A 16,917-nucleotide genomic window follows, 5' to 3' on the forward strand; every position below is an offset into this window, starting at 1 on the left:
ATCGCGCAGGGCGCCCGGCCTCGGATGCTCGTTGTGTTGTCGCGCACCCGGAGGTGCCGTGTTGGGCGCTCGGGCCGTACGCGGGGCGGCGGACGGTCCAAGGAGCGGTGCCGGCGGGATCTGGCCGAGCTGCTCAGGCAAGGGGGCTCTGGCAGTCCCTGTATCGGCAGGGTCTCCCGGACATCGGAAACGCCTGTCAACGTGGTCGAGTCGGCTCCCGGCCAGGTTGCGCAGAAGTGATGGATCTGGGGCGTGCCGGCGCATTCATCCATGACAGAAGGGACCGCGGACCGATGGCGGACAATCAATTCACCAGTCACACAAATCTTTTCGATCTCAGCGGGAAGCGCGCACTGGTCACCGGCGGCACCAGGGGCATCGGGATGATGATCGCGCGCGGCCTTCTCCAGGCGGGCGCCCACGTCATCATCAGCTCACGCACGGCGGAGGCGTGCGCGCGGGCACAGCGTCTACTGTCCGACTTCGGTGACGTTCGGGCGATCCCCGCCGACCTGTCCAGGCACGAGGAGTGTCAGCGTCTCGCCGGCCTGGTCGAGGCCGACTCCGAACGCCTGGACATCCTGGTCAACAACGCGGGAGCGATGTGGCGCGAGCCGTTGGAGACGTTCCCGGACGAGGCCTGGGACGCCGTGATCGACCTCAACCTCAAGTCGCCGTTCTGGCTGGTGCAGGCGCTGCTGCCCGCCCTTCGCCGGGCGGGCACCGCCGATGATCCCGCACGGATCATCAACATCGGCAGTATCGCCGCCATCCACGTCGCCGCGGCGCCCAACTACTCCTACGCCAGCAGCAAAGCGGCACTCCATCAACTCACCCGGGTGCTGGCCAGGGAACTGGGTCCACAGCACGTCACGGTGAACGCGGTAGCACCGGGAGTGTTCCCGTCGCAGATGATGGCATCCGCACTCGAGGCCATCGGCGACACCATCGCGGCGGCGGCCCCGCTGCGCCGGCTCGGCCGCGACGACGACATGGCCGGTACCGCCGTGTTCCTCGCCAGCCGGGCCGGGGCCTATCTCACCGGTGCCATCATCCCGGTCGACGGCGGCATCGCGACGACCGCAACAGGTACCCCGTAGACGTCGCCGCAAGGGGTTCCAGGACCGAGGCTTGCGTCAGTTCCCCGCGGAGTTCTCTCAGCCGAGCTCGGCGGCGTCCCTCCGTAGCAACCGCCGGGCCTTCGCGAACCGCCAAGGCGGGGTCTGCACGCAGTCGTCGGGGGTACCCGCAGTACCTGTCCCCGCGTGCCGGACGCGCATACGGTGAAGGGATGACCACGACCGATCTACGCGCCGACATCCGGGAGTTTCTCAGCTCGCGTCGCGCCCGCATCACACCCGAACAGGCGGGCTTACCTGCTTACGGCGGCAATCGCCGGGTCAAAGGTCTGCGTCGCGAAGAGGTGGCGCTGCTGGCGGGGGTCTCGGTCGACTACTACGTGCGCATGGAACGCGGCGGCCTCGCCGGCGCCTCCGAGGGCGTACTCGACGCGCTGGCCGCCGCCTTGCAACTCGACGAGGCCGAGCGCGACCACCTGTTCCACCTCGCACGCCGATCCGCGGCGCGCAACGGCCCACGCCGGCGCAGGGCCGCGGTGACAGTGCGCTCGACACTGCGGCAGGTGCTCGACGCGATCTCCGATGCGCCCGCCCTGATCGGTAACGGACGCTATGACGTGCTCGCCATGAATCACCTTGCCCGCGCGCTGTTCTCACCGGTGCCGGCCGACCCGCGACGGCCGGCGAACACTGCGCGGTTCGTCTACCTGGCTCCCGAGGCGGCCAGAGAATTCTTTGTCGACTACGACCGAATCGCCGGTGACATGGCCGCGAAGCTACGCATGGAAGCCGGTCGCGACCCGCACGACGAGGAGCTGATCGCGCTGGTCGGGGAACTGTCGACGCGCAGTGAGCTGTTCCGGCAGCGGTGGGCCTCCCAGGACGTTCGGCTGCACCGATCCGGGCGCAAGCGCATGCACCATCCGGTCGTGGGCCGACTCGACCTGGACGTCGAGTCCATGAACCTGCCCGCCGAACCCGGCCTATACCTCACCGTTTACACCGCCCCCGCGGGCACTCCGACCGCCGACAATCTAGCGCTGCTGGCCTCGTGGGCGGCCACCCAGCAGACGCTGGCGACCGAACTCGAAGCACACAACGGATAGTCCACTCATCAGGCGTAGCAGTCGGGGTACCCGGCCGACCCGGACACTCGGCAAATCGGGCGTAAGCGGTTGCCGGGCACAGGACTTCACGGCCGTGGCGGAAATGTGCGCGTCGACCAAGCAGGTGCGGTCCGGGTGGTGAACGAACTCACCTCGTGCGAGGCGATTCAGATCGCTCGAGCGGCGCGCCGCGCACGGCCGGTAAACCGGGCGGGACTGAAATCCGAGGCCGGACTCGGAAACGCCCGAACCACCTTCCGGCAGTACAGAATCCGAGCCGGTGCATCCCCAGGAGGCCCGGTCCACACGGACCGGGCCTCCACTGCGCGAATCTACTTCTTGTCCCCGACCAGTCCGTACTCCTCGAGCATGACCCCGATCTCGGTCGACTCCAGCTTCTTCATCAGCTTCTTGCGCACGATCTCCGGCCCGGGAATACGCAGCTCGTCCCCGTCGCGTAGTCGGCTCGTCGCGGCCAGCAGCTTGCGCACGTCGAAGGTCGAGTTGTACACCTCCGGCACTCCGCGCTCGATACCGAGCAGCTGATAGCTCGCCTCCATCGCGGTGCGCACCGAATACTCGGTGGTGAAGATGCAATCGCGGGTCGACTCGGCGAACTGGCCGATGAACGCGAAGTTCACCGCCCCCTCCGGCACCACGTCCGGGCGATCGCCGGCCTTGCGCGGCATGAAGAACGCCGTCACATACGGCATCATCACCGGCACGCATTTGGCCGAATTCGCGGCCAGCTCATCGATTTCGGTCTCCGGCACACCCAGGTGATACAGCCACTCCCTGGTGATTTCCTCGCCGGTGCACTCGCTCATCGGCTTCTTCACGTAATCGCCGGGCACATCGACGAACAGCGAATAGATCCAGACCACGATCTGATCTTCGGGCTGCTGCTTGAAATGCGGCTGCCGGTTCACCGTCCAGCTCATCAGCCAGCTCGAATCCCGCACGGTCACGATGCCGCCGGTGACCACCTTGCCGCTGAACGGATCCCGCTTACAGATCTTCTGGATATAGCCCGGGATCTTCTCATCGAGGGTGGTGACGGTCGCCGACTCCCATTTCGTCTGCTCGATATGCCCGCCGAACACATCGGGATGCCCGAACGACGGATCCTTGGCCGCGATCCGCCGCCACAGATCCCACGCCGGCGCCGGACCGTCGAGCAGTTTCGCCGGGGTGTGGTGATCGCCGTCGTCGGAGTTCTCGGTCAGCGAGCCGATCGTGGTGAACACCAGATCGTTCTCGCCCAGCTCCACCGCACCCTCGGCGCCTTCGGACACATAGTGAATCTTGGTGGCCTGCTTGCGATCACCGGTGAGGTCGAAGTCGATATCGGTGATCTCGGTATCGAACCGGAAACTCACCCCCTGATCGAGCAGCCACCGATACAGCGGCAGCACCAGCGACTCGTACTGGTTGTACTTGGTGAACTTCAGCGCCGAGAAGTCCGGCAGCCCGCCGATGTGATGGATGAACCGATGCAGATACAGCTTCATCTCCAGCGCGCTGTGCCATTCCTCGAACGCGAACATCGTGCGCCAGTACATCCAGAAATTGCTCTGCAAGAAGTCCGCGCCGAAGACCTCGTCGATGCGCTTGTTCTCCATCTCCTCCGGCGCCGCGAGGAACACCTTGACCATGTCCTTCTGCGCTTTGTTGCTCAGCGTGAACAGCCCGCCGGTGTGGGCGTCCTGACTGCGTTTCTCGGTGGCGCGCTGCAACGAGAAATTCGGGTCGTCCTTGTTCAGCCAATAGAACTCGTCGAGCACGCTGGCCCCGTCGATCTCGATCGAGGGCACCGAACGGAACAGATCCCACAGGCATTCGAAATGGTTCTCCATCTCGCGCCCGCCGCGGATCACGAAACCCTTCTTCGGTTCCTTGATGCCGTCGAGCGCGCCGCCGGGCAGCTTCAACCGCTCGAACACGGTGATCCGATCACCCGGCATCTGCCCGTCGCGGATCAGGAACGCCGCGGCCGACATCGAGGCCAGCCCCGCCCCGACGAACCACGCCGTCTTGTTCTCCACGCCCTCCGGTTTGCGTGGCCGGGCGAAGGCCTCGTAGTTGCCGCTGCTGTAGTACATGTGACTCCTCTCCTGGTGCTGGTTCGGAAGACGTTGCCGCGCTTGCGGTCAGGAGTACTTGTAGAAACCTTCACCGCTGGACGCGCCGAGCTTGCCCTGGTCGATGTAGTTGTCCTTGAGCCAGGCGGCGAGCTTCTTGGCCTCGGCGTCGCCGTTGGCCAGGATGTTGTAGGGGGTGTTGAGCCCGATCACGTCGATCATCTGGAACGGGCCGAACGGGGCGCCGGTGGCGATGCGCCAGGTCTTGTCCACCGACTCCGGGTCGGCGTAACCGCCCGCGCTCAGCCCCACCGCCGCGTTCAGCAGCGGCACCAGCAGCGAGTTGACCACGTAACCGGCCTTCTCCTTGTGCAATTCGATCGGGACCATGCCGATCGCGGCGGCGAACTCGGCGACCGCGTGGAAGACCTCCGGGTCGGTGTCCTTGGTGCCCATCACCTCGGCGGTGTTGTAACGCCACACGTCGTTGGCGAAATGCAGGGCCAGGAAACGGTCGGGGCGGCCGGTGGAATCCTTGAGGTCACTCGGCAGCAGGGTCGAGGAGTTGGTGGCGAAGATCGTGCGCTGCGGGGCCAGTTCGGCCAGCTTGCGGTAGGTCTCCTGCTTGATCTTCAGCACCTCGGGCACCGCCTCGATGATCAAGTCGGCGTACTGGACCGCCTCGGCCAGATCCGACGTCACCACGATGGAATCGGCGGCCTTCTCGGCCTTGCCGTCACCGGCGCCCTCGACCTCGTCGCGGTAGATCGCGACGAGTTTGGTGAACCGATCGTGCGCGGCCTTCACCGCGTCGTCGTCGATGTCGTAAGCGGTGACCTCGAAGCCGTGGAACGCGGTCTGGAACGCGATCTGTGACCCGAGTACACCGGTGCCCAGGACGGTCACCTTGCGGATGGTCATGATGATTTCCTTCCTGCCGGAGGCGAGGTTCGCCCCTTTCGGCGTCCACATCACTGGATCGAGGCGAAGAAACCCGCGACGATCTGGGCGATCTGGTCACGCAGGTCATCGGTCGCGTCGCGACCGGGATGCGCGCCCGTGGCTGGTTGAGCGAGGATGAGATGCAGCACAGCGAATACGCTGCGGCCGCTCAGCAATGCGCGGGCGAACAGATCCTGCTTGTCCGCATCGTCGGCCGGGACCGCGGCGGTGAGCCGTTCGGCGATCGTCGACTCCAGCCGCGCGACCAAGGCGAGCCCTTCGGCGCGGTACTGCTCGGTCGGTGCGCCGAACAGCAACTCGCGCTGGTAGGCCACCGTGTTCTCGACGCGGCCCGCCGCCGCCTCGACGATCGGGCGCACCATGGCCAGCACCGCCCGCGCCGGATCGGTCTCCGAGCGGGAATCTTGTTCGCCCTGTTCGAGGGCGGTACGGAATTCCTCGTTGTAGACCATCAGCAGCAACTCACCCTTGGACGACGCGTACCGGAACAACGTCCCGGCCGCCACATCCGCGCGATCGGAGATCTGCTGAGTGGTCACGCTGTCGAACCCGCGCTCGGCGAACAACGCCGCCGCTGCCTCGAAGATCCGATCCTGCTTGTCCCGCATATTGCGCAACCGACGGCCGTCCTGCGCCGCCTCGGGCGTGGTCACCATCTCCAGCACCTCCCAATAATGAGTGGACTCATTTCTGAGCGTACTCCTAGTTACTCAGGAGGCAACCCCTAGCCGCGCAATACCCACTCCACCTCGGATAACCGCCCGAACCGGACCCGTTCGCCACGAACTCGGCCCGCTCGATCGCGACGGCGGTTCGCCGCAGCCGCACACCTTCTGACATCTGACGCAAGCCCGCCGGCGGGCTCGAGCACATCCACTCCGGACAACCCCTCGCTGGCGAAACGCAGCCGCGATACAGTCTTCCTATGCCTTCGCGGGAGCAGAGAACACGGAAAGTCACCGTCACGCTGCCCGAAGAACTGCTCGCGACCCTGGAGGCCTGGCGCGGGAACGGCCGCATCGACTCGGTGTCGGCGTTCGTCGCCGAAGCCGTGCAGGCGCGCATCAATCGCACACAATCGCTGGCCAAGCTCGAGCAGGTCCTCGGCGGGCGTCCACCGCTGGACCTGATCAACCGGGCGCGCGCCGCACAGGGCTTACCGCCGTTATCCGAGGAAGAGGCAGGCGGACCACACGCCGGCGCCGCGTGATCACCGCGGCCCTGGGCGGTGTCGTGTTCGACACCGCCGCCGTCATCGGGTTCGCCAACCAAGCCAACTACGCCCAAGCCGTGGTCTGGGCGACGGTCAACGCGGGCAACACCATCGTCGTACCCGCCACCGTCCTCGGCGTCGCCCGCGCCCACATCCCCGCCGACCGCCTCGACATCCTCGAGGCGCTGCTGGAACTACCGCACACCATCGTCCCGATCCTGGATCGCGCCGCCGCCGAACGCCTCGGCACCGCCCTCACCGGCAGCGCCAACGCCGAAGCCCTCCTGCCGGCCAGCCAAGCGACCCACGAGGCCATCACCCGCGACTGGCCCTGCCTCACCGCCCGCCCGAAAAAACTCCGCCAACTCGACGCCCGAGTGATCATCGACCCCCTGCCCTGACTCGCCCCGGCAACATCTCCACCTCACGCCAATCTGCTTGCCACGCAACGATTGTCGGGCGATTCGACTGCCCCTGTCCGCTATCGTCCGATCCGCTCGCACTCATCGCGGACGGCTCGATCGGAAAGCGCTTATCCGACCCCAGCCGCACGCCTTCTGATTTCCCGCACCGAAAATCGGCTGCGATTTCCGGTGCGAGATCCACCATCTGCCGAACTCTGACCACCCTCCCCATCGAGGGCATCGACCCGATCCGTATCGTCGTCGCGACCCTCCCGCCGATACCGACCCACTGATCACCGATTTCCTGACCGCCTGGCCATCCGGCACAGTCGCGCCCCAAGCTCGCTGATTTGCCAGCCACCATGGCGACAATCGGGTCGCCCTGACGGCCGAGATGGTTGCCGCACGATGACCGACGTTGCGAGACGGCCCAGTCACCGCAGGGAACGCCACCGGCGCACCCCGCGCAGACCGGCCGAGGATGTGAACTTCGCACCCGGCGGCAGCTGGGCTCGGAACCCACATGGCCCATGCCGCGTCCTAGGGCGACCGCGCCGTCTCCACACCGTCGACGTCGATGTCGCGCAACCGCGCTGGAACATCGGCGGCGAGATCACCAACCGCCGCTGCGGCGGGGATCAGCGCAGCAGCTCGATCACCGGGGCGAACTGTTCCATCGAGTGTTCGAGCACGGTGATGTAGGTGAAGCCGTAGCGATCTCGGTGCGCGCGCACCCGATCGGCGATCTCCTCGGGCGTGCCGATCAGCAGGGTCGGCAGGTCTTCGGGGTTGTCGGCGACGTCGTCGGGCAGCGCGGGACCGAACAATTCCAGCACCGCGGTGCGTTCCTCCGGTGGGACCACCCGCTGGATCAGGATGTTGAATTCGACCTGGCCGGCCCGGGCGCCGAGCAGACCACGCACGTACTCGACCTTCTCGCCCATCTCGCCGACCCCGGCCAGATGCAGTGGCCCGCCGTTCTCGGTCGCCGACGCGCCGGGAAACGCGATGATGTCGGCGTGCTCGGCGGCCAGGCGCAGTATCCGGTTACCCCATCCCGCGATCAACAGCGGCGGCCCCGACGGCTGAGCGGGCCGCGGCTGATACTCCGGATCCGAGAACAGCGTGCGCAACGTGGTCACCGTGCGCTCGAGATGATCGACGCGCTTGCCGCCGCTCTCGAAAGGGATACCCGCGGCCTCGAATTCGGCCTGCACATACCCCGCGCCCAGCCCGATCTCCACCCGCCCGTCGGTCAGCTGATCGGCGCCGGCGATGTCGCGGGCCAGCAGCACCGGATTGTAGAACGGGGCATTGAGCACAAAGGTGTTCAACCGGACCCGCTCGGTCACCGCCGCGGCCAGGATCATCGACGGAAACGGCGCCGGGCAGCCCAGATGGTCGGCGACCCCGATGACGTCGAAACCCAGTTCCTCGGCCCTGCGGCATTTTTCGATCCAGTTGGCCCTGGAGTCGGGGGTCACCATGTTGACGCCGAACCGGAATGCACGCTGCGCGGTCACGCGCTCCTGTCTACCAGCAGGCGGCGCGCGGCAACAGCACAGCCATCCCGGCGCCGGTCCGCGTTCTGCCCTACAGTGGACGCCAGTGATTTGCTGAACTATCGCTCATGCTCCGCCACCTGATCCGAGAGGAATAACCAGATGACTGAGCTAGATCCCGTGGTGCAGGAATTCGTCGACGCGCTCAACGCCAACGACCAGGACCGGCTCTTCGCCGCGCTCACCGACGACGCCACCATGTCCGACGACGGCGTGGAACGCAATGTCGGGCAGTGGACCGACTCGGAGGTCTTCGGCAGCAACGGGCACATGAACGTCGAGTCCATCGACGACGGCGGCACCGCGCTGGTCGCCGACTACACCAACTCCCGCTGGGGTTCGATGCGCACCAGCTGGCGGTTCACCGTGCGCGACGGCAAGGTCGCCCGCTTCGAGACCGGGCAGGCGTAACCGACTTGCTTGCGCCGCACCGGACTTGACATTCTGAGCCTCGTGTTCGACGCGCCCCGTTACGGTACGGGTTCCCTGGCCGATGTGTTTCCCTCGCTGCTCGCCGGATTCGGGGTACCCGGCGAAACGGACCGGCTCGGTCTGGGCATCACCGCCGAGCGGGTCTGTGTGCTGCTCATCGACGGGCTCGGCGCGCACGCGCTGGCCGCCAACTCCGGTGCGGCGCCGTTCTTGTCGGGCCTGACCTCGGCCACGCTCACCGCCGGGTTCCCGAGCACCACCGCGACCAGTCTCAGCTCGCTCGGCGTCGGCGTCCCGCCCGGTGAGCACGGCATCGTCGGCTACCTGGTGCGCGTGCCGGGCCAGGATCGCCTGGTCAATACGCTGCGCTGGAGCCTGCACGGCGAAGGACCGAAGGTCGATCTGCTGCATGCGCTGGTTCCCGAGCAATTCCAGCCCACCCCAACGGTATTCGAGCGCGCCGCCGCCCACGGAATCACCGTCACCCAGGTGGCGCCCGGCTATCAGAACGGGTCCGGACTGACCCGCGCCGCCCTGCGCGGCTGCGAATTCCGCCCCAACTTCTCCGTCGGCGACCTCATCGACGGCATCGGCATCGCCCTGCGCACCGGCACCCGCTCACTCGTCTACGCCTACCACGCCGACCTCGACACCACCGGCCACGCCCGCGGCCCGTCCTCCGATGCCTGGCTGCTGGAACTGGCCCACGTCGACCGCATCGCCACCGAGATCGCCGAACGCCTGCCACCCGGCGCCGCGCTGCTCGTCACCGCCGACCACGGCATGGTCGAGCTCGACGAACGCATCGACTACGACCACCGCCCCGAATTGCGCGACGGCATCCGCCAACTCGGCGGCGAACCCCGGGTCCGCCACGTCTACACCGAACCCGGCGCCACCATCGACGTCGCCGCCGCCTGGAGTGAGATCCTCGGCGACGACTTCGCCGTCCTGCCCCGCGCCGAAGTGATCGAACGCGGCTGGTTCGGCCCCACCGTCACCTCGCCCGTCGCCGACCGCATCGGCGACCTGGTCGTCGCCGCGCGCGGCAACCGCGGCATCATCCGCAGCGGCGCCGAACCCATCCAATCGATCATGATCGGCCACCACGGCTCCCTCACCCCCGCCGAAGTCGACATCCCCCTGTGCACGTTCCGCTCCTGAACGTGCCGTCGACAGAGGGCCGAATAGCAGCCTGACGAGGGCGTGCGCACCTCGCACCGCCAGACCCCACGCGCGTTTCGCTGAAGCCAGGCAGACCGGCGATCACATGAGCGTCGCCGCACACCTTCTGATTTCCCGCACCGGAAATCGCATGCAAATCTCGGTGCGGGAAATCAGAAGGTGTGCGGCGCGACCCAAGCGGCGCGACCCAAGCGGCGCGGGTGTGCCGTCCTGGCGCCAGTGTGAAGTCGCCGAATTGCCCAGGGCATCACCTGAATTGCGGCCGATCGCTCGGGGCGGCGTGTGGATCGGGTGCATCCGAACTCGGGAGTCCGCATTACTTCTGGACGCTCGACGCGAGTGCGGATTCCGAGAAGGGGTGCGGATTTGCGGGTCACAGGTCGTGGTGGCGGCGTGGGAGGGCTCGGGGGCTTTAGGCTGGACGGCGATCGCGCGGATCGCCGGGCGACGAAGCATTCAGGAGGAGCACATGAACGCCACGTTGTCACGGACCGGGCGGACCGGCCTCGGGATCGCGGCGGTCGCGCTGATGCTCGCCGGGTGCACCGACGTGCAGCGCGCGCTCAATCGCGGCGGTGACACCCCGTGCAGCGAGTACGTCAAGCAGAACCAGGACGACAAGCGGATGACGATCACCAAGTTCGTCAAGCAGCAGACCAACGACGACCACGAACCCGCAGGCACCACCGTCGACGCCACCATGGTCTCGGTCGACATCCTCTGCGGCGGTCAGCGCAACGCCGAAACCCCCATCAAGAACGCCGACGTAGCAGGCATTTTCATCAACAAGTGACGGCGACGTGCAGTCGATGCATCATCGCATCGACTGCACTCCTCGCTGGACCGGTGCGGGTGAACGGACCACCGAGGCCGCATGCGCAGCGCCGCTACCTCCACCCGTGGGCCGGACGAGCTCGGTCACCACATCCGGCGTCTGTTCAGCTGAGACACGAGGTTCACCTGGCCGGCCGCACAGGTGCGGCCGTCGGCGTCGCGCAATGCGACCCCGGCGGCGCCGCCCGCGCGGCCCATCGCGCCAGCACCAACCAGAGGCCGTCGCCAGGCCCGCACATATGACGATGCTTCCCGCGTCGGGGGTAGGTGACGAAATCCGGTGCCGCACATCGCCCGCGTTTGCACCACAACAGGCCGAACGACGGCACCGCCTCAGGCGTTCGGCGGATGCGCGGCCAACCAGTCGGCGGCTCGTTTGCGGGAGGCGCGCGACAACCAAGCGTCCTGGACGACCTCGGACAGCTCGGCGAAACCGAGCTCACCGATCCGGCTGCCGCGCACCAGCACCGACGGGTGACCGTCGAAATGTGCGGTGGTGAAGAACGGCGATCCCGGATCCTGCACCAGCGCCTGCTTGTCCGAATCCGACGGCACCCAGAACATGATCACGTCGCGGTAGCGTTCACCGGTCTCGGCATCGAACGCATCGGGGCGCGGCGTGCGAAAGAACACGAACGACTTACCGCCGACCTGATACACCGGATTACCGGCGGGGCCGTCGACCCGCGTCACATGCGGCATGCCCGTCGCCAGTTCATGCACGTCAGCGACCTCGGCCCGCCGCGAAACGGTAGCCATACCAGCAGCATAACGGCGCACCCGCCAGAAGCCCGTGCACGCCAGCAGAGGTTGAAACACCCGGAACCGCTTCGCGCTCACCGGGACATGGCCGTGCCACTACTCGCGATTGCCTCGACCATGTCCGTCCAGCGACCAGCCGCGTCCGAAACAGACCGCGCGAGCCCGTAGCGAACACGCTGCGCGCCACGCCGCGAAACCCCGGACCATCACCATGGGGACCGTTCGGTTTGCCGACAAACCCGCCCACCGTGGTCGTGCGTACGCCAGAATGAGAGAGCGAATGTGACTTCACACGACGATGGGGTTCCCCGAAGTGGCACAGTTCCGCACCCTGACCCAGCAGCGGGCCGAACTGGAAAAGGAATGGGAGCGCTGGGCTACGGCCCCGAAGATCGCGACCCCGCCGGACCGACCGACGTTGCTGCGCACCGACGTCGCGCAATCCTGGCAACGCTCGCTGCACACCGTCGACCCGTCGGTCACCGTCGCGCCCGGCCTCGACGACATCGGCGACACCTGGGCCCAATCCCCGCTACGCACCCCGATCACCGAACTGTCGTCGGACCTGCGCGGCATCACCGAGGACGCCGGCTACCTCGCCGTGGTCACCGATGACGCGGGCACCATCCTGTGGTCGTGCGGCGACCGCACCCTGCGCAGGCAGGCCGAGGACGTGAACTTCGCCCCCGGCGGCTGCTGGGACGAAACCCACATGGGCACCAACGGATTGTCGCTGGCCCTGCACGACGACCGTCCGTGCTCGGTGTTCTCCGCCGAACACCTCGTCGCCGCCCTGCACGGCTGGGTCTGCTACTCCGCCCCGATCCACGCCCCCGACGGCAGGCAGGTCGGCGTGCTCGACCTGTCCAGCTCCTGGGATCGCTCCCATCCCGCGGTGATGACCTCGGTCCGCGCGCTGGTGACCGCCGTGGAAACCATGCTGCGCGTCGCCGAACCCGCGCCCACGCCGGGCGTGCGCCTCGAATGTCTGGGCACCGCACGGCTGTTGCGCGACGGCCGCCCGGTCCCGCTGCCGCCGCGCCAGCTCGAGATCCTCGCCCTGCTGGCCCTGGAACCCGACGGATTCACCCCCGAACAACTGCACGCCGCGGTCTACGGCGACCGCGCGGTCTCCACCAGCACCCTCAAAGCCGATGTCTCGCACCTGCGCCGGGCCACCGGCGGTGAGATCACCAACCGCCGCTACCTGCTCACCGGCCCGGTCGCCTGCGATGCGGTGGACTTGCTGGCCGCCATCGCCGCCGGCGACACCACCTCCGCGGTGTGGCTCTATCGCGGCCCGCTGCTGCCCGGCTCGGACACCCCGGGTGTGGTGCAGTGGCGGGCGTATCTCGATGTGGGCGTGCGCAATGCGGTCCTGGCCAGCGATCGCGCCGAACACGCGGTCGCGTTCGGGGAACGCGCGCCCGGCGATATCGAGGTGCACGAGCATGCCCTGCGCCTGCTGCCCCTCGACGACGTGCGCCGCGCCGTGGTCGCCGCCCGGTTGCACACCGCGCTGCGCAGCTGAGACCCGCGGGTGCGAAGGTTGAACCTTCCACACCAACCTCGCGCCAACCTTCACCGGCCATAGTGGCCCTCTCAGAGTAAATCTGTGAGGAGCGAAGCCATGATCTACGCCAGACCGGGGTCCGACGCCGGCATAGTCAGCTACGCCACCCGGTACGACAACTTCATCGACGGCGACTGGGCCGCACCCATCGAAGGCCGCTACTTCGACAACCCCTCGCCGGTCGACGGCGAAACGTTCTGCGCGATAGCCCGATCCAGCGCCGCCGACATCGACCTGGCCCTGGAGGCCGCGCACGCCGCCGCCCCGCGCTGGGCCGCCACCTCGCCCGCGCAGCGCGCCGCACTCCTGCACCGGATCGCCGACCGGATCGAAGGCAGCCTCGAACCGCTCGCGGTCGCCGAGACCTGGGACAACGGCAAACCCGTCCGCGAAACCCTGGCCGCGGACCTACCGCTGGCCGTCGATCACTTCCGCTACTTCGCCGCCGCGATCCGCGCCCAGGAGGGCAGCGTCGCCGAAATCGACGGCGACACCGTGGCGTATCACTTCCACGAGCCGCTCGGCGTGATCGGGCAGATCCTGCCGTGGAACTTCCCGATCCTGATGGCGGCGTGGAAGATCGCGCCCGCCCTGGCCGCGGGCAACTGCGTCGTGCTCAAGCCGGCCGAGCAGACCCCGGCCTCGATCATGCTCGTCGTCGAGCTGATCGCGGACCTGCTGCCGCCCGGAGTGCTCAACGTGGTCAACGGATTCGGCGTCGAAGCCGGGAAACCGCTGGCGTGCAGTGCGCGGGTGGCGCAGGTGGCGTTCACCGGCGAGACCACCACCGGGCGGCTGATCATGCAGTACGCCGGCGAGAACATCGTCCCGATCAGCCTGGCGCTGGGCGGCAAGAGTCCCAACATCTTCCTGCCCGATGTCATGGCCGCCGACGACGCGTTCCTGGACAAGGCGATCGAGGGTTTCGGCATGTTCGCGTTCAACCAGGGTGAGGTCTACGCCTGCCCGTCGCGCGCGCTGATCCACTCCTCGATCTACGACGAGTTCCTGTCTCGCTGCGTGGCCCGCACCGAGGCGATCACCGGCGGGGACCCGCTCGACGAAGCCACCATGATCGGCGCGCAGACCAGCAACGACCAGTACGAGAAGATCCTGTCCTACATGGACATCGGCAGACAGGAGGGCGCCCGCGTCCGCACCGGCGGCGAAGCGCGCAAGGTCGAGGGCCTGCCCGGCGGCTACTACATCCAGCCCACCATCTTCGAGGGCAACAACACCATGCGGGTGTTCCAGGAGGAGATCTTCGGGCCGGTGGTCGCGGTGACCAGGTTCGACACCGTCGAGGAAGCGGTGCGCATCGCCAACGACACCCTCTACGGCCTCGGCGCCGGGGTGTGGACCAGGGACGGCGGCACCGCCTACCGGATGGGCCGGGCGATCAAAGCCGGCCGGGTCTGGACCAACTGCTATCACGCCTTCCCCGCGCACGCCGCGTTCGGCGGCTACAAGAAATCCGGCATCGGCCGGGAGAGCCACAAGATGATGCTGAATCACTACCAGCAGACCAAGAACCTGCTGGTCAGTTATTCACCGACGAAGCTGGGGTTCTTCTGATGCAGCAATATCGCACCCACCGCGTCGCCGTCACCGAACGCGCCCGAACCATGCTGCGGCAGTTGATCGAATGCCACGGCGCGGTGCTGTTCCACCAGTCCGGCGGCCGCGCCGAGGGCAGCTCGCCGGTGTGCCTGCCGGTGCGTGAGTTCCGCATCGGCAGCGCGGACGTGCTGCTGGGCTATCTGCCCTGGCACACCGAATTCTGGATGAGCGCAGAGCAATACGAGCTGTGGAAGCACACCCACGTCACCGTCGACGTGGTCGACGGGCGTGGCAGCAGTTGCTCGCTGGAGGCGCCCGAGGGGGTGCGGTTCCTGTTGCGCTCGCGGCTGCTCTCCGATGAGGAGGTGGCGACCTTGCCGCCGCCGTATACCGGTGCCGATCGGCTGACCTAGACCACCGGTGGCCCCGAATCCGCGCGATCGGACCGGATGATCGCACGGTATGGGCGTGCTCCGCACCCGCCGCGACCATGTGCGGGGGCGGAGGGGTACGCGCGCCCGCCGGGGTCACCGGCCGGCGGCGTCCGCCAGGTGGTGCACGACCACCTGGCGGACGCTGGCTCAGCGGCCGGGCAGGAACCGCAGGCTGCGCGCGACCGTCATCAGGAACCGCTGCCACTTGTCCTGCGAAATCATCGGCGGCGCATCCAGATTCAGGAACCGGGTGACCACCACGGTCTGCGGCTCGGTGAACTTGAGCAACCCGTCCGGACCGTGCCTGCGCCCGACCCCGGAGATGCCCATGCCGCCCATCGGAGCCGCCGTGCTGCCCCACGCGGGCGCGTAACCCTCGTCGACGCACACGGTGCCCGCGTGCAGTTGCGCGGCGATGCGTTCACCCTCGGACTTGCTCGACGCCCACACGCTGGCGTTGAGGCCGTACTCGGTGTCGTTGGCCAGCCGGATCGCCTCGTCGACGGAGTCGACCGGGTAGATCGAGACCAGCGGGCCGAAGGTTTCGTCGCGTCCGCACTCCATCGCGTCGGTGACGTCGGCGAGCACCGTCGGCTCGAAGAACAGCGGGCCCAGATCCGGGCGCGCCTTGCCGCCGGCCAGCACCTTGGCGCCCTTGGAGGTGGCGTCGGCGACATGCTTGGTCACCGTCTCGAGCTGGGCCTCGGAGATCAGCGACCCGATATCGGCCGAATAGTCGTAGGCGGCGCCGAGTTTCGCGGCCTCGACCGCGGCGACGAACTTGTCGGTGAACTCCGCGGCGATCGAGCGTTCGACGTAGAGCCGTTCGATCGAGATGCACAGCTGGCCCGCGTTGGAGAAGCACGCGCGCACCGCGGCCTTGGCGACCTTGTCCAGGTTCGCGCCCTCGGCCACGATCATCGGGTTCTTGCCGCCGAGTTCGGCGGAGAAGCCGATCAGCCTGCGCCCGCACTGCTCGGCCAGGGTGCGCCCGGTCGCCGAGGAGCCGGTGAACATCAGGTAGTCGCACTGGTCGACGATGGCGGTGCCGACCACGGTGCCCGGACCCGGCACGACCGCGAGCAGATCGCGCGGAAGTCCTGCGCGGTAGAGCAATTCGGCGTTGGCCAGCGAGGAGAACGGCGTCTGACTGTCCGGCTTGACCACCACGGCATTGCCGGCGATCAATGCCGGAATCGAGTCACCGATCGAGAGCAGCATCGGATAGTTCCACGGCGCGACGACCCCGACGACGCCCTTGGGCTGGGTCCGCACCGAGGTTCGGTTGAGCACCGGGAACGCGCCCGGAACACTGTGCGGGGCAAGCAGTTTCGCGGCGTTCCTGGCGAAGTAGCGGGCGGCGAAGATCAGGCCCATGATCTCCTCCTGGGCCGCCCAGCGGGCCTTGCCGGTCTCGGCCTGCACCACGTCCATCAGGAACTCGCGGTGCTCCACGATCAGTCCCCGATACCGCTCCAGCACCGCCGCGCGATCGGCGACCGGCCGCGCCGCCCAGCGCGCCTGCGCGGCCCTGGCCTTCGCGAACGCCGCCGCCACATCCTCGGCCGTGCCCACCGGCACGCTGCCCAGCGGTGTGCCGGTGAACGTCTCGGCAATCGTCTTGCGCGAACGAGCGTCGGGATCGTCGATCGCGGCCAGCGCGCTCAGACGTTCGAAGACGGCGGCTTGCGGCGCGGGCATCGTTGCCTCCTACGTGTATGTCGATGCG

16 protein-coding genes are annotated in these 16,917 nt (G+C 67.6%); 10 read left to right on the top strand and 6 right to left on the bottom strand.

What is annotated here, in order from left to right:
- The first annotated feature begins 293 nt into the window (after positions 1 to 293).
- Positions 294 to 1,100: an SDR family oxidoreductase gene (locus ACFYO1_RS15475; protein WP_387230986.1), complete on the top strand. Its 807-nt coding sequence runs from the start codon at positions 294 to 296 to the stop codon at positions 1,098 to 1,100.
- A 191-nt stretch (positions 1,101 to 1,291) separates the two neighbouring features.
- Positions 1,292 to 2,185 (top strand): helix-turn-helix domain-containing protein, encoded by an 894-nt coding sequence (locus ACFYO1_RS15480; protein WP_387230988.1) that lies wholly within the window; start codon positions 1,292 to 1,294, stop codon positions 2,183 to 2,185.
- Between the two features lie 332 nt (positions 2,186 to 2,517).
- On the opposite strand, the gene ACFYO1_RS15485 is transcribed toward ACFYO1_RS15480, so the two are convergent.
- From ACFYO1_RS15485 to ACFYO1_RS15495, 3 genes are read right to left on the bottom strand one after another with little or no spacing between them, the layout of a single operon-like run.
- Positions 2,518 to 4,287 carry an oleate hydratase gene (locus tag ACFYO1_RS15485; RefSeq protein WP_387230990.1) on the bottom strand — a complete coding sequence of 590 codons (1,770 nt, stop codon included), beginning with the start codon at positions 4,285 to 4,287 and terminating at the stop codon, positions 2,518 to 2,520.
- A gap of 48 nt (positions 4,288 to 4,335) precedes the next feature.
- Positions 4,336 to 5,187 (bottom strand): 3-hydroxyacyl-CoA dehydrogenase, encoded by an 852-nt coding sequence (locus tag ACFYO1_RS15490; RefSeq protein ID WP_387230992.1) that lies wholly within the window; start codon positions 5,185 to 5,187, stop codon positions 4,336 to 4,338.
- A gap of 50 nt (positions 5,188 to 5,237) precedes the next feature.
- Positions 5,238 to 5,885, bottom strand: coding sequence for a TetR/AcrR family transcriptional regulator (locus tag ACFYO1_RS15495; RefSeq protein ID WP_387231886.1), 648 nt, complete (start codon positions 5,883 to 5,885; stop codon positions 5,238 to 5,240).
- A gap of 269 nt (positions 5,886 to 6,154) precedes the next feature.
- On the opposite strand from ACFYO1_RS15495, the gene ACFYO1_RS15500 reads away from it, so the two are divergent.
- Positions 6,155 to 6,439, top strand: a complete 285-nt coding sequence (locus ACFYO1_RS15500) for a ribbon-helix-helix domain-containing protein (protein ID WP_387230994.1) — start codon at positions 6,155 to 6,157, stop codon at positions 6,437 to 6,439.
- Positions 6,436 to 6,843, top strand: coding sequence for a hypothetical protein (locus ACFYO1_RS15505; protein ID WP_150401484.1), 408 nt, complete (start codon positions 6,436 to 6,438; stop codon positions 6,841 to 6,843). Before ACFYO1_RS15500 ends, ACFYO1_RS15505 begins: the two co-directional genes overlap by 4 nt.
- A 641-nt stretch (positions 6,844 to 7,484) precedes the next feature.
- Here ACFYO1_RS15505 and ACFYO1_RS15510 read toward each other — a convergent pair.
- The gene (locus ACFYO1_RS15510) at positions 7,485 to 8,369 is read right to left on the bottom strand and encodes an LLM class F420-dependent oxidoreductase (protein ID WP_387230996.1); all 885 of its coding nucleotides are present in this window, start codon (positions 8,367 to 8,369) and stop codon (positions 7,485 to 7,487) included.
- A gap of 141 nt (positions 8,370 to 8,510) precedes the next feature.
- Between ACFYO1_RS15510 and ACFYO1_RS15515 the strand changes: the two genes are divergently transcribed.
- From ACFYO1_RS15515 to ACFYO1_RS15525, 3 genes are all read left to right on the top strand, one after another.
- Entirely contained in the window at positions 8,511 to 8,819 is a 309-nt protein-coding gene (locus ACFYO1_RS15515) for a nuclear transport factor 2 family protein (protein ID WP_150401486.1), read from the top strand.
- A gap of 42 nt (positions 8,820 to 8,861) precedes the next feature.
- Positions 8,862 to 10,004, top strand: coding sequence for an alkaline phosphatase family protein (locus ACFYO1_RS15520; RefSeq protein WP_387230998.1), 1,143 nt, complete (start codon positions 8,862 to 8,864; stop codon positions 10,002 to 10,004).
- A gap of 490 nt (positions 10,005 to 10,494) precedes the next feature.
- On the top strand, positions 10,495 to 10,818 hold the full coding sequence (locus ACFYO1_RS15525; RefSeq protein ID WP_364733309.1) for a hypothetical protein: 324 nt from the start codon (positions 10,495 to 10,497) through the stop codon (positions 10,816 to 10,818).
- Between the two features lie 374 nt (positions 10,819 to 11,192).
- On the opposite strand, the gene ACFYO1_RS15530 is transcribed toward ACFYO1_RS15525, so the two are convergent.
- Positions 11,193 to 11,618, bottom strand: coding sequence for an MmcQ/YjbR family DNA-binding protein (locus tag ACFYO1_RS15530; protein ID WP_387231000.1), 426 nt, complete (start codon positions 11,616 to 11,618; stop codon positions 11,193 to 11,195).
- A 301-nt stretch (positions 11,619 to 11,919) separates the two neighbouring features.
- On the opposite strand from ACFYO1_RS15530, the gene ACFYO1_RS15535 reads away from it, so the two are divergent.
- The 3 genes from ACFYO1_RS15535 to ACFYO1_RS15545 all read left to right on the top strand — a co-directional run bounded on the left by ACFYO1_RS15535 (position 11,920) and on the right by ACFYO1_RS15545 (position 15,167).
- Complete coding sequence (locus ACFYO1_RS15535) at positions 11,920 to 13,152, top strand: transcriptional regulator (RefSeq protein WP_387231002.1); 1,233 nt, start codon at positions 11,920 to 11,922, stop codon at positions 13,150 to 13,152.
- Positions 13,153 to 13,251: 99 nt separating this feature from the next.
- A complete protein-coding gene (locus ACFYO1_RS15540) occupies positions 13,252 to 14,769 on the top strand; it encodes an aldehyde dehydrogenase family protein (RefSeq protein ID WP_387231004.1) in 1,518 nt (505 codons plus the stop codon).
- Positions 14,769 to 15,167 (top strand): DUF779 domain-containing protein, encoded by a 399-nt coding sequence (locus ACFYO1_RS15545; protein ID WP_387231006.1) that lies wholly within the window; start codon positions 14,769 to 14,771, stop codon positions 15,165 to 15,167. The genes ACFYO1_RS15540 and ACFYO1_RS15545 overlap by 1 nt, the downstream gene beginning before the upstream one ends.
- A gap of 168 nt (positions 15,168 to 15,335) precedes the next feature.
- Here the strand turns inward: ACFYO1_RS15545 and ACFYO1_RS15550 are convergent, their stop codons facing one another.
- Positions 15,336 to 16,889 (bottom strand): succinic semialdehyde dehydrogenase, encoded by a 1,554-nt coding sequence (locus ACFYO1_RS15550; protein ID WP_387231008.1) that lies wholly within the window; start codon positions 16,887 to 16,889, stop codon positions 15,336 to 15,338.
- Positions 16,890 to 16,917: the final 28 nt, after the last annotated feature.

The organism is Nocardia sp. NPDC006044 (assembly GCF_042871115.1).
Lineage (GTDB): Bacteria > Actinomycetota > Actinomycetes > Mycobacteriales > Mycobacteriaceae > Nocardia.

What these genes read in the sequence shown, in the direction of transcription:
- ACFYO1_RS15475 (WP_387230986.1), top strand. Translation starts at nt 294, where the DNA reads ATGGCGGACAATCAATTCACCAGTCACACAAATCTTTTCGATCTCAGC.
- ACFYO1_RS15490 (WP_387230992.1), bottom strand. Translation starts at nt 5,187, where the DNA reads ATGACCATCCGCAAGGTGACCGTCCTGGGCACCGGTGTACTCGGGTCA.
- ACFYO1_RS15485 (WP_387230990.1), bottom strand. Translation starts at nt 4,287, where the DNA reads ATGTACTACAGCAGCGGCAACTACGAGGCCTTCGCCCGGCCACGCAAA.
- ACFYO1_RS15495 (WP_387231886.1), bottom strand. Translation starts at nt 5,885, where the DNA reads ATGGTGACCACGCCCGAGGCGGCGCAGGACGGCCGTCGGTTGCGCAAT.
- ACFYO1_RS15540 (WP_387231004.1), top strand. Translation starts at nt 13,252, where the DNA reads ATGATCTACGCCAGACCGGGGTCCGACGCCGGCATAGTCAGCTACGCC.
- ACFYO1_RS15535 (WP_387231002.1), top strand. Translation starts at nt 11,920, where the DNA reads ATGGGGTTCCCCGAAGTGGCACAGTTCCGCACCCTGACCCAGCAGCGG.
- ACFYO1_RS15550 (WP_387231008.1), bottom strand. Translation starts at nt 16,889, where the DNA reads ATGCCCGCGCCGCAAGCCGCCGTCTTCGAACGTCTGAGCGCGCTGGCC.
- ACFYO1_RS15515 (WP_150401486.1), top strand. Translation starts at nt 8,511, where the DNA reads ATGACTGAGCTAGATCCCGTGGTGCAGGAATTCGTCGACGCGCTCAAC.
- ACFYO1_RS15525 (WP_364733309.1), top strand. Translation starts at nt 10,495, where the DNA reads ATGAACGCCACGTTGTCACGGACCGGGCGGACCGGCCTCGGGATCGCG.
- ACFYO1_RS15480 (WP_387230988.1), top strand. Translation starts at nt 1,292, where the DNA reads ATGACCACGACCGATCTACGCGCCGACATCCGGGAGTTTCTCAGCTCG.
- ACFYO1_RS15545 (WP_387231006.1), top strand. Translation starts at nt 14,769, where the DNA reads ATGCAGCAATATCGCACCCACCGCGTCGCCGTCACCGAACGCGCCCGA.
- ACFYO1_RS15530 (WP_387231000.1), bottom strand. Translation starts at nt 11,618, where the DNA reads ATGGCTACCGTTTCGCGGCGGGCCGAGGTCGCTGACGTGCATGAACTG.
- ACFYO1_RS15500 (WP_387230994.1), top strand. Translation starts at nt 6,155, where the DNA reads ATGCCTTCGCGGGAGCAGAGAACACGGAAAGTCACCGTCACGCTGCCC.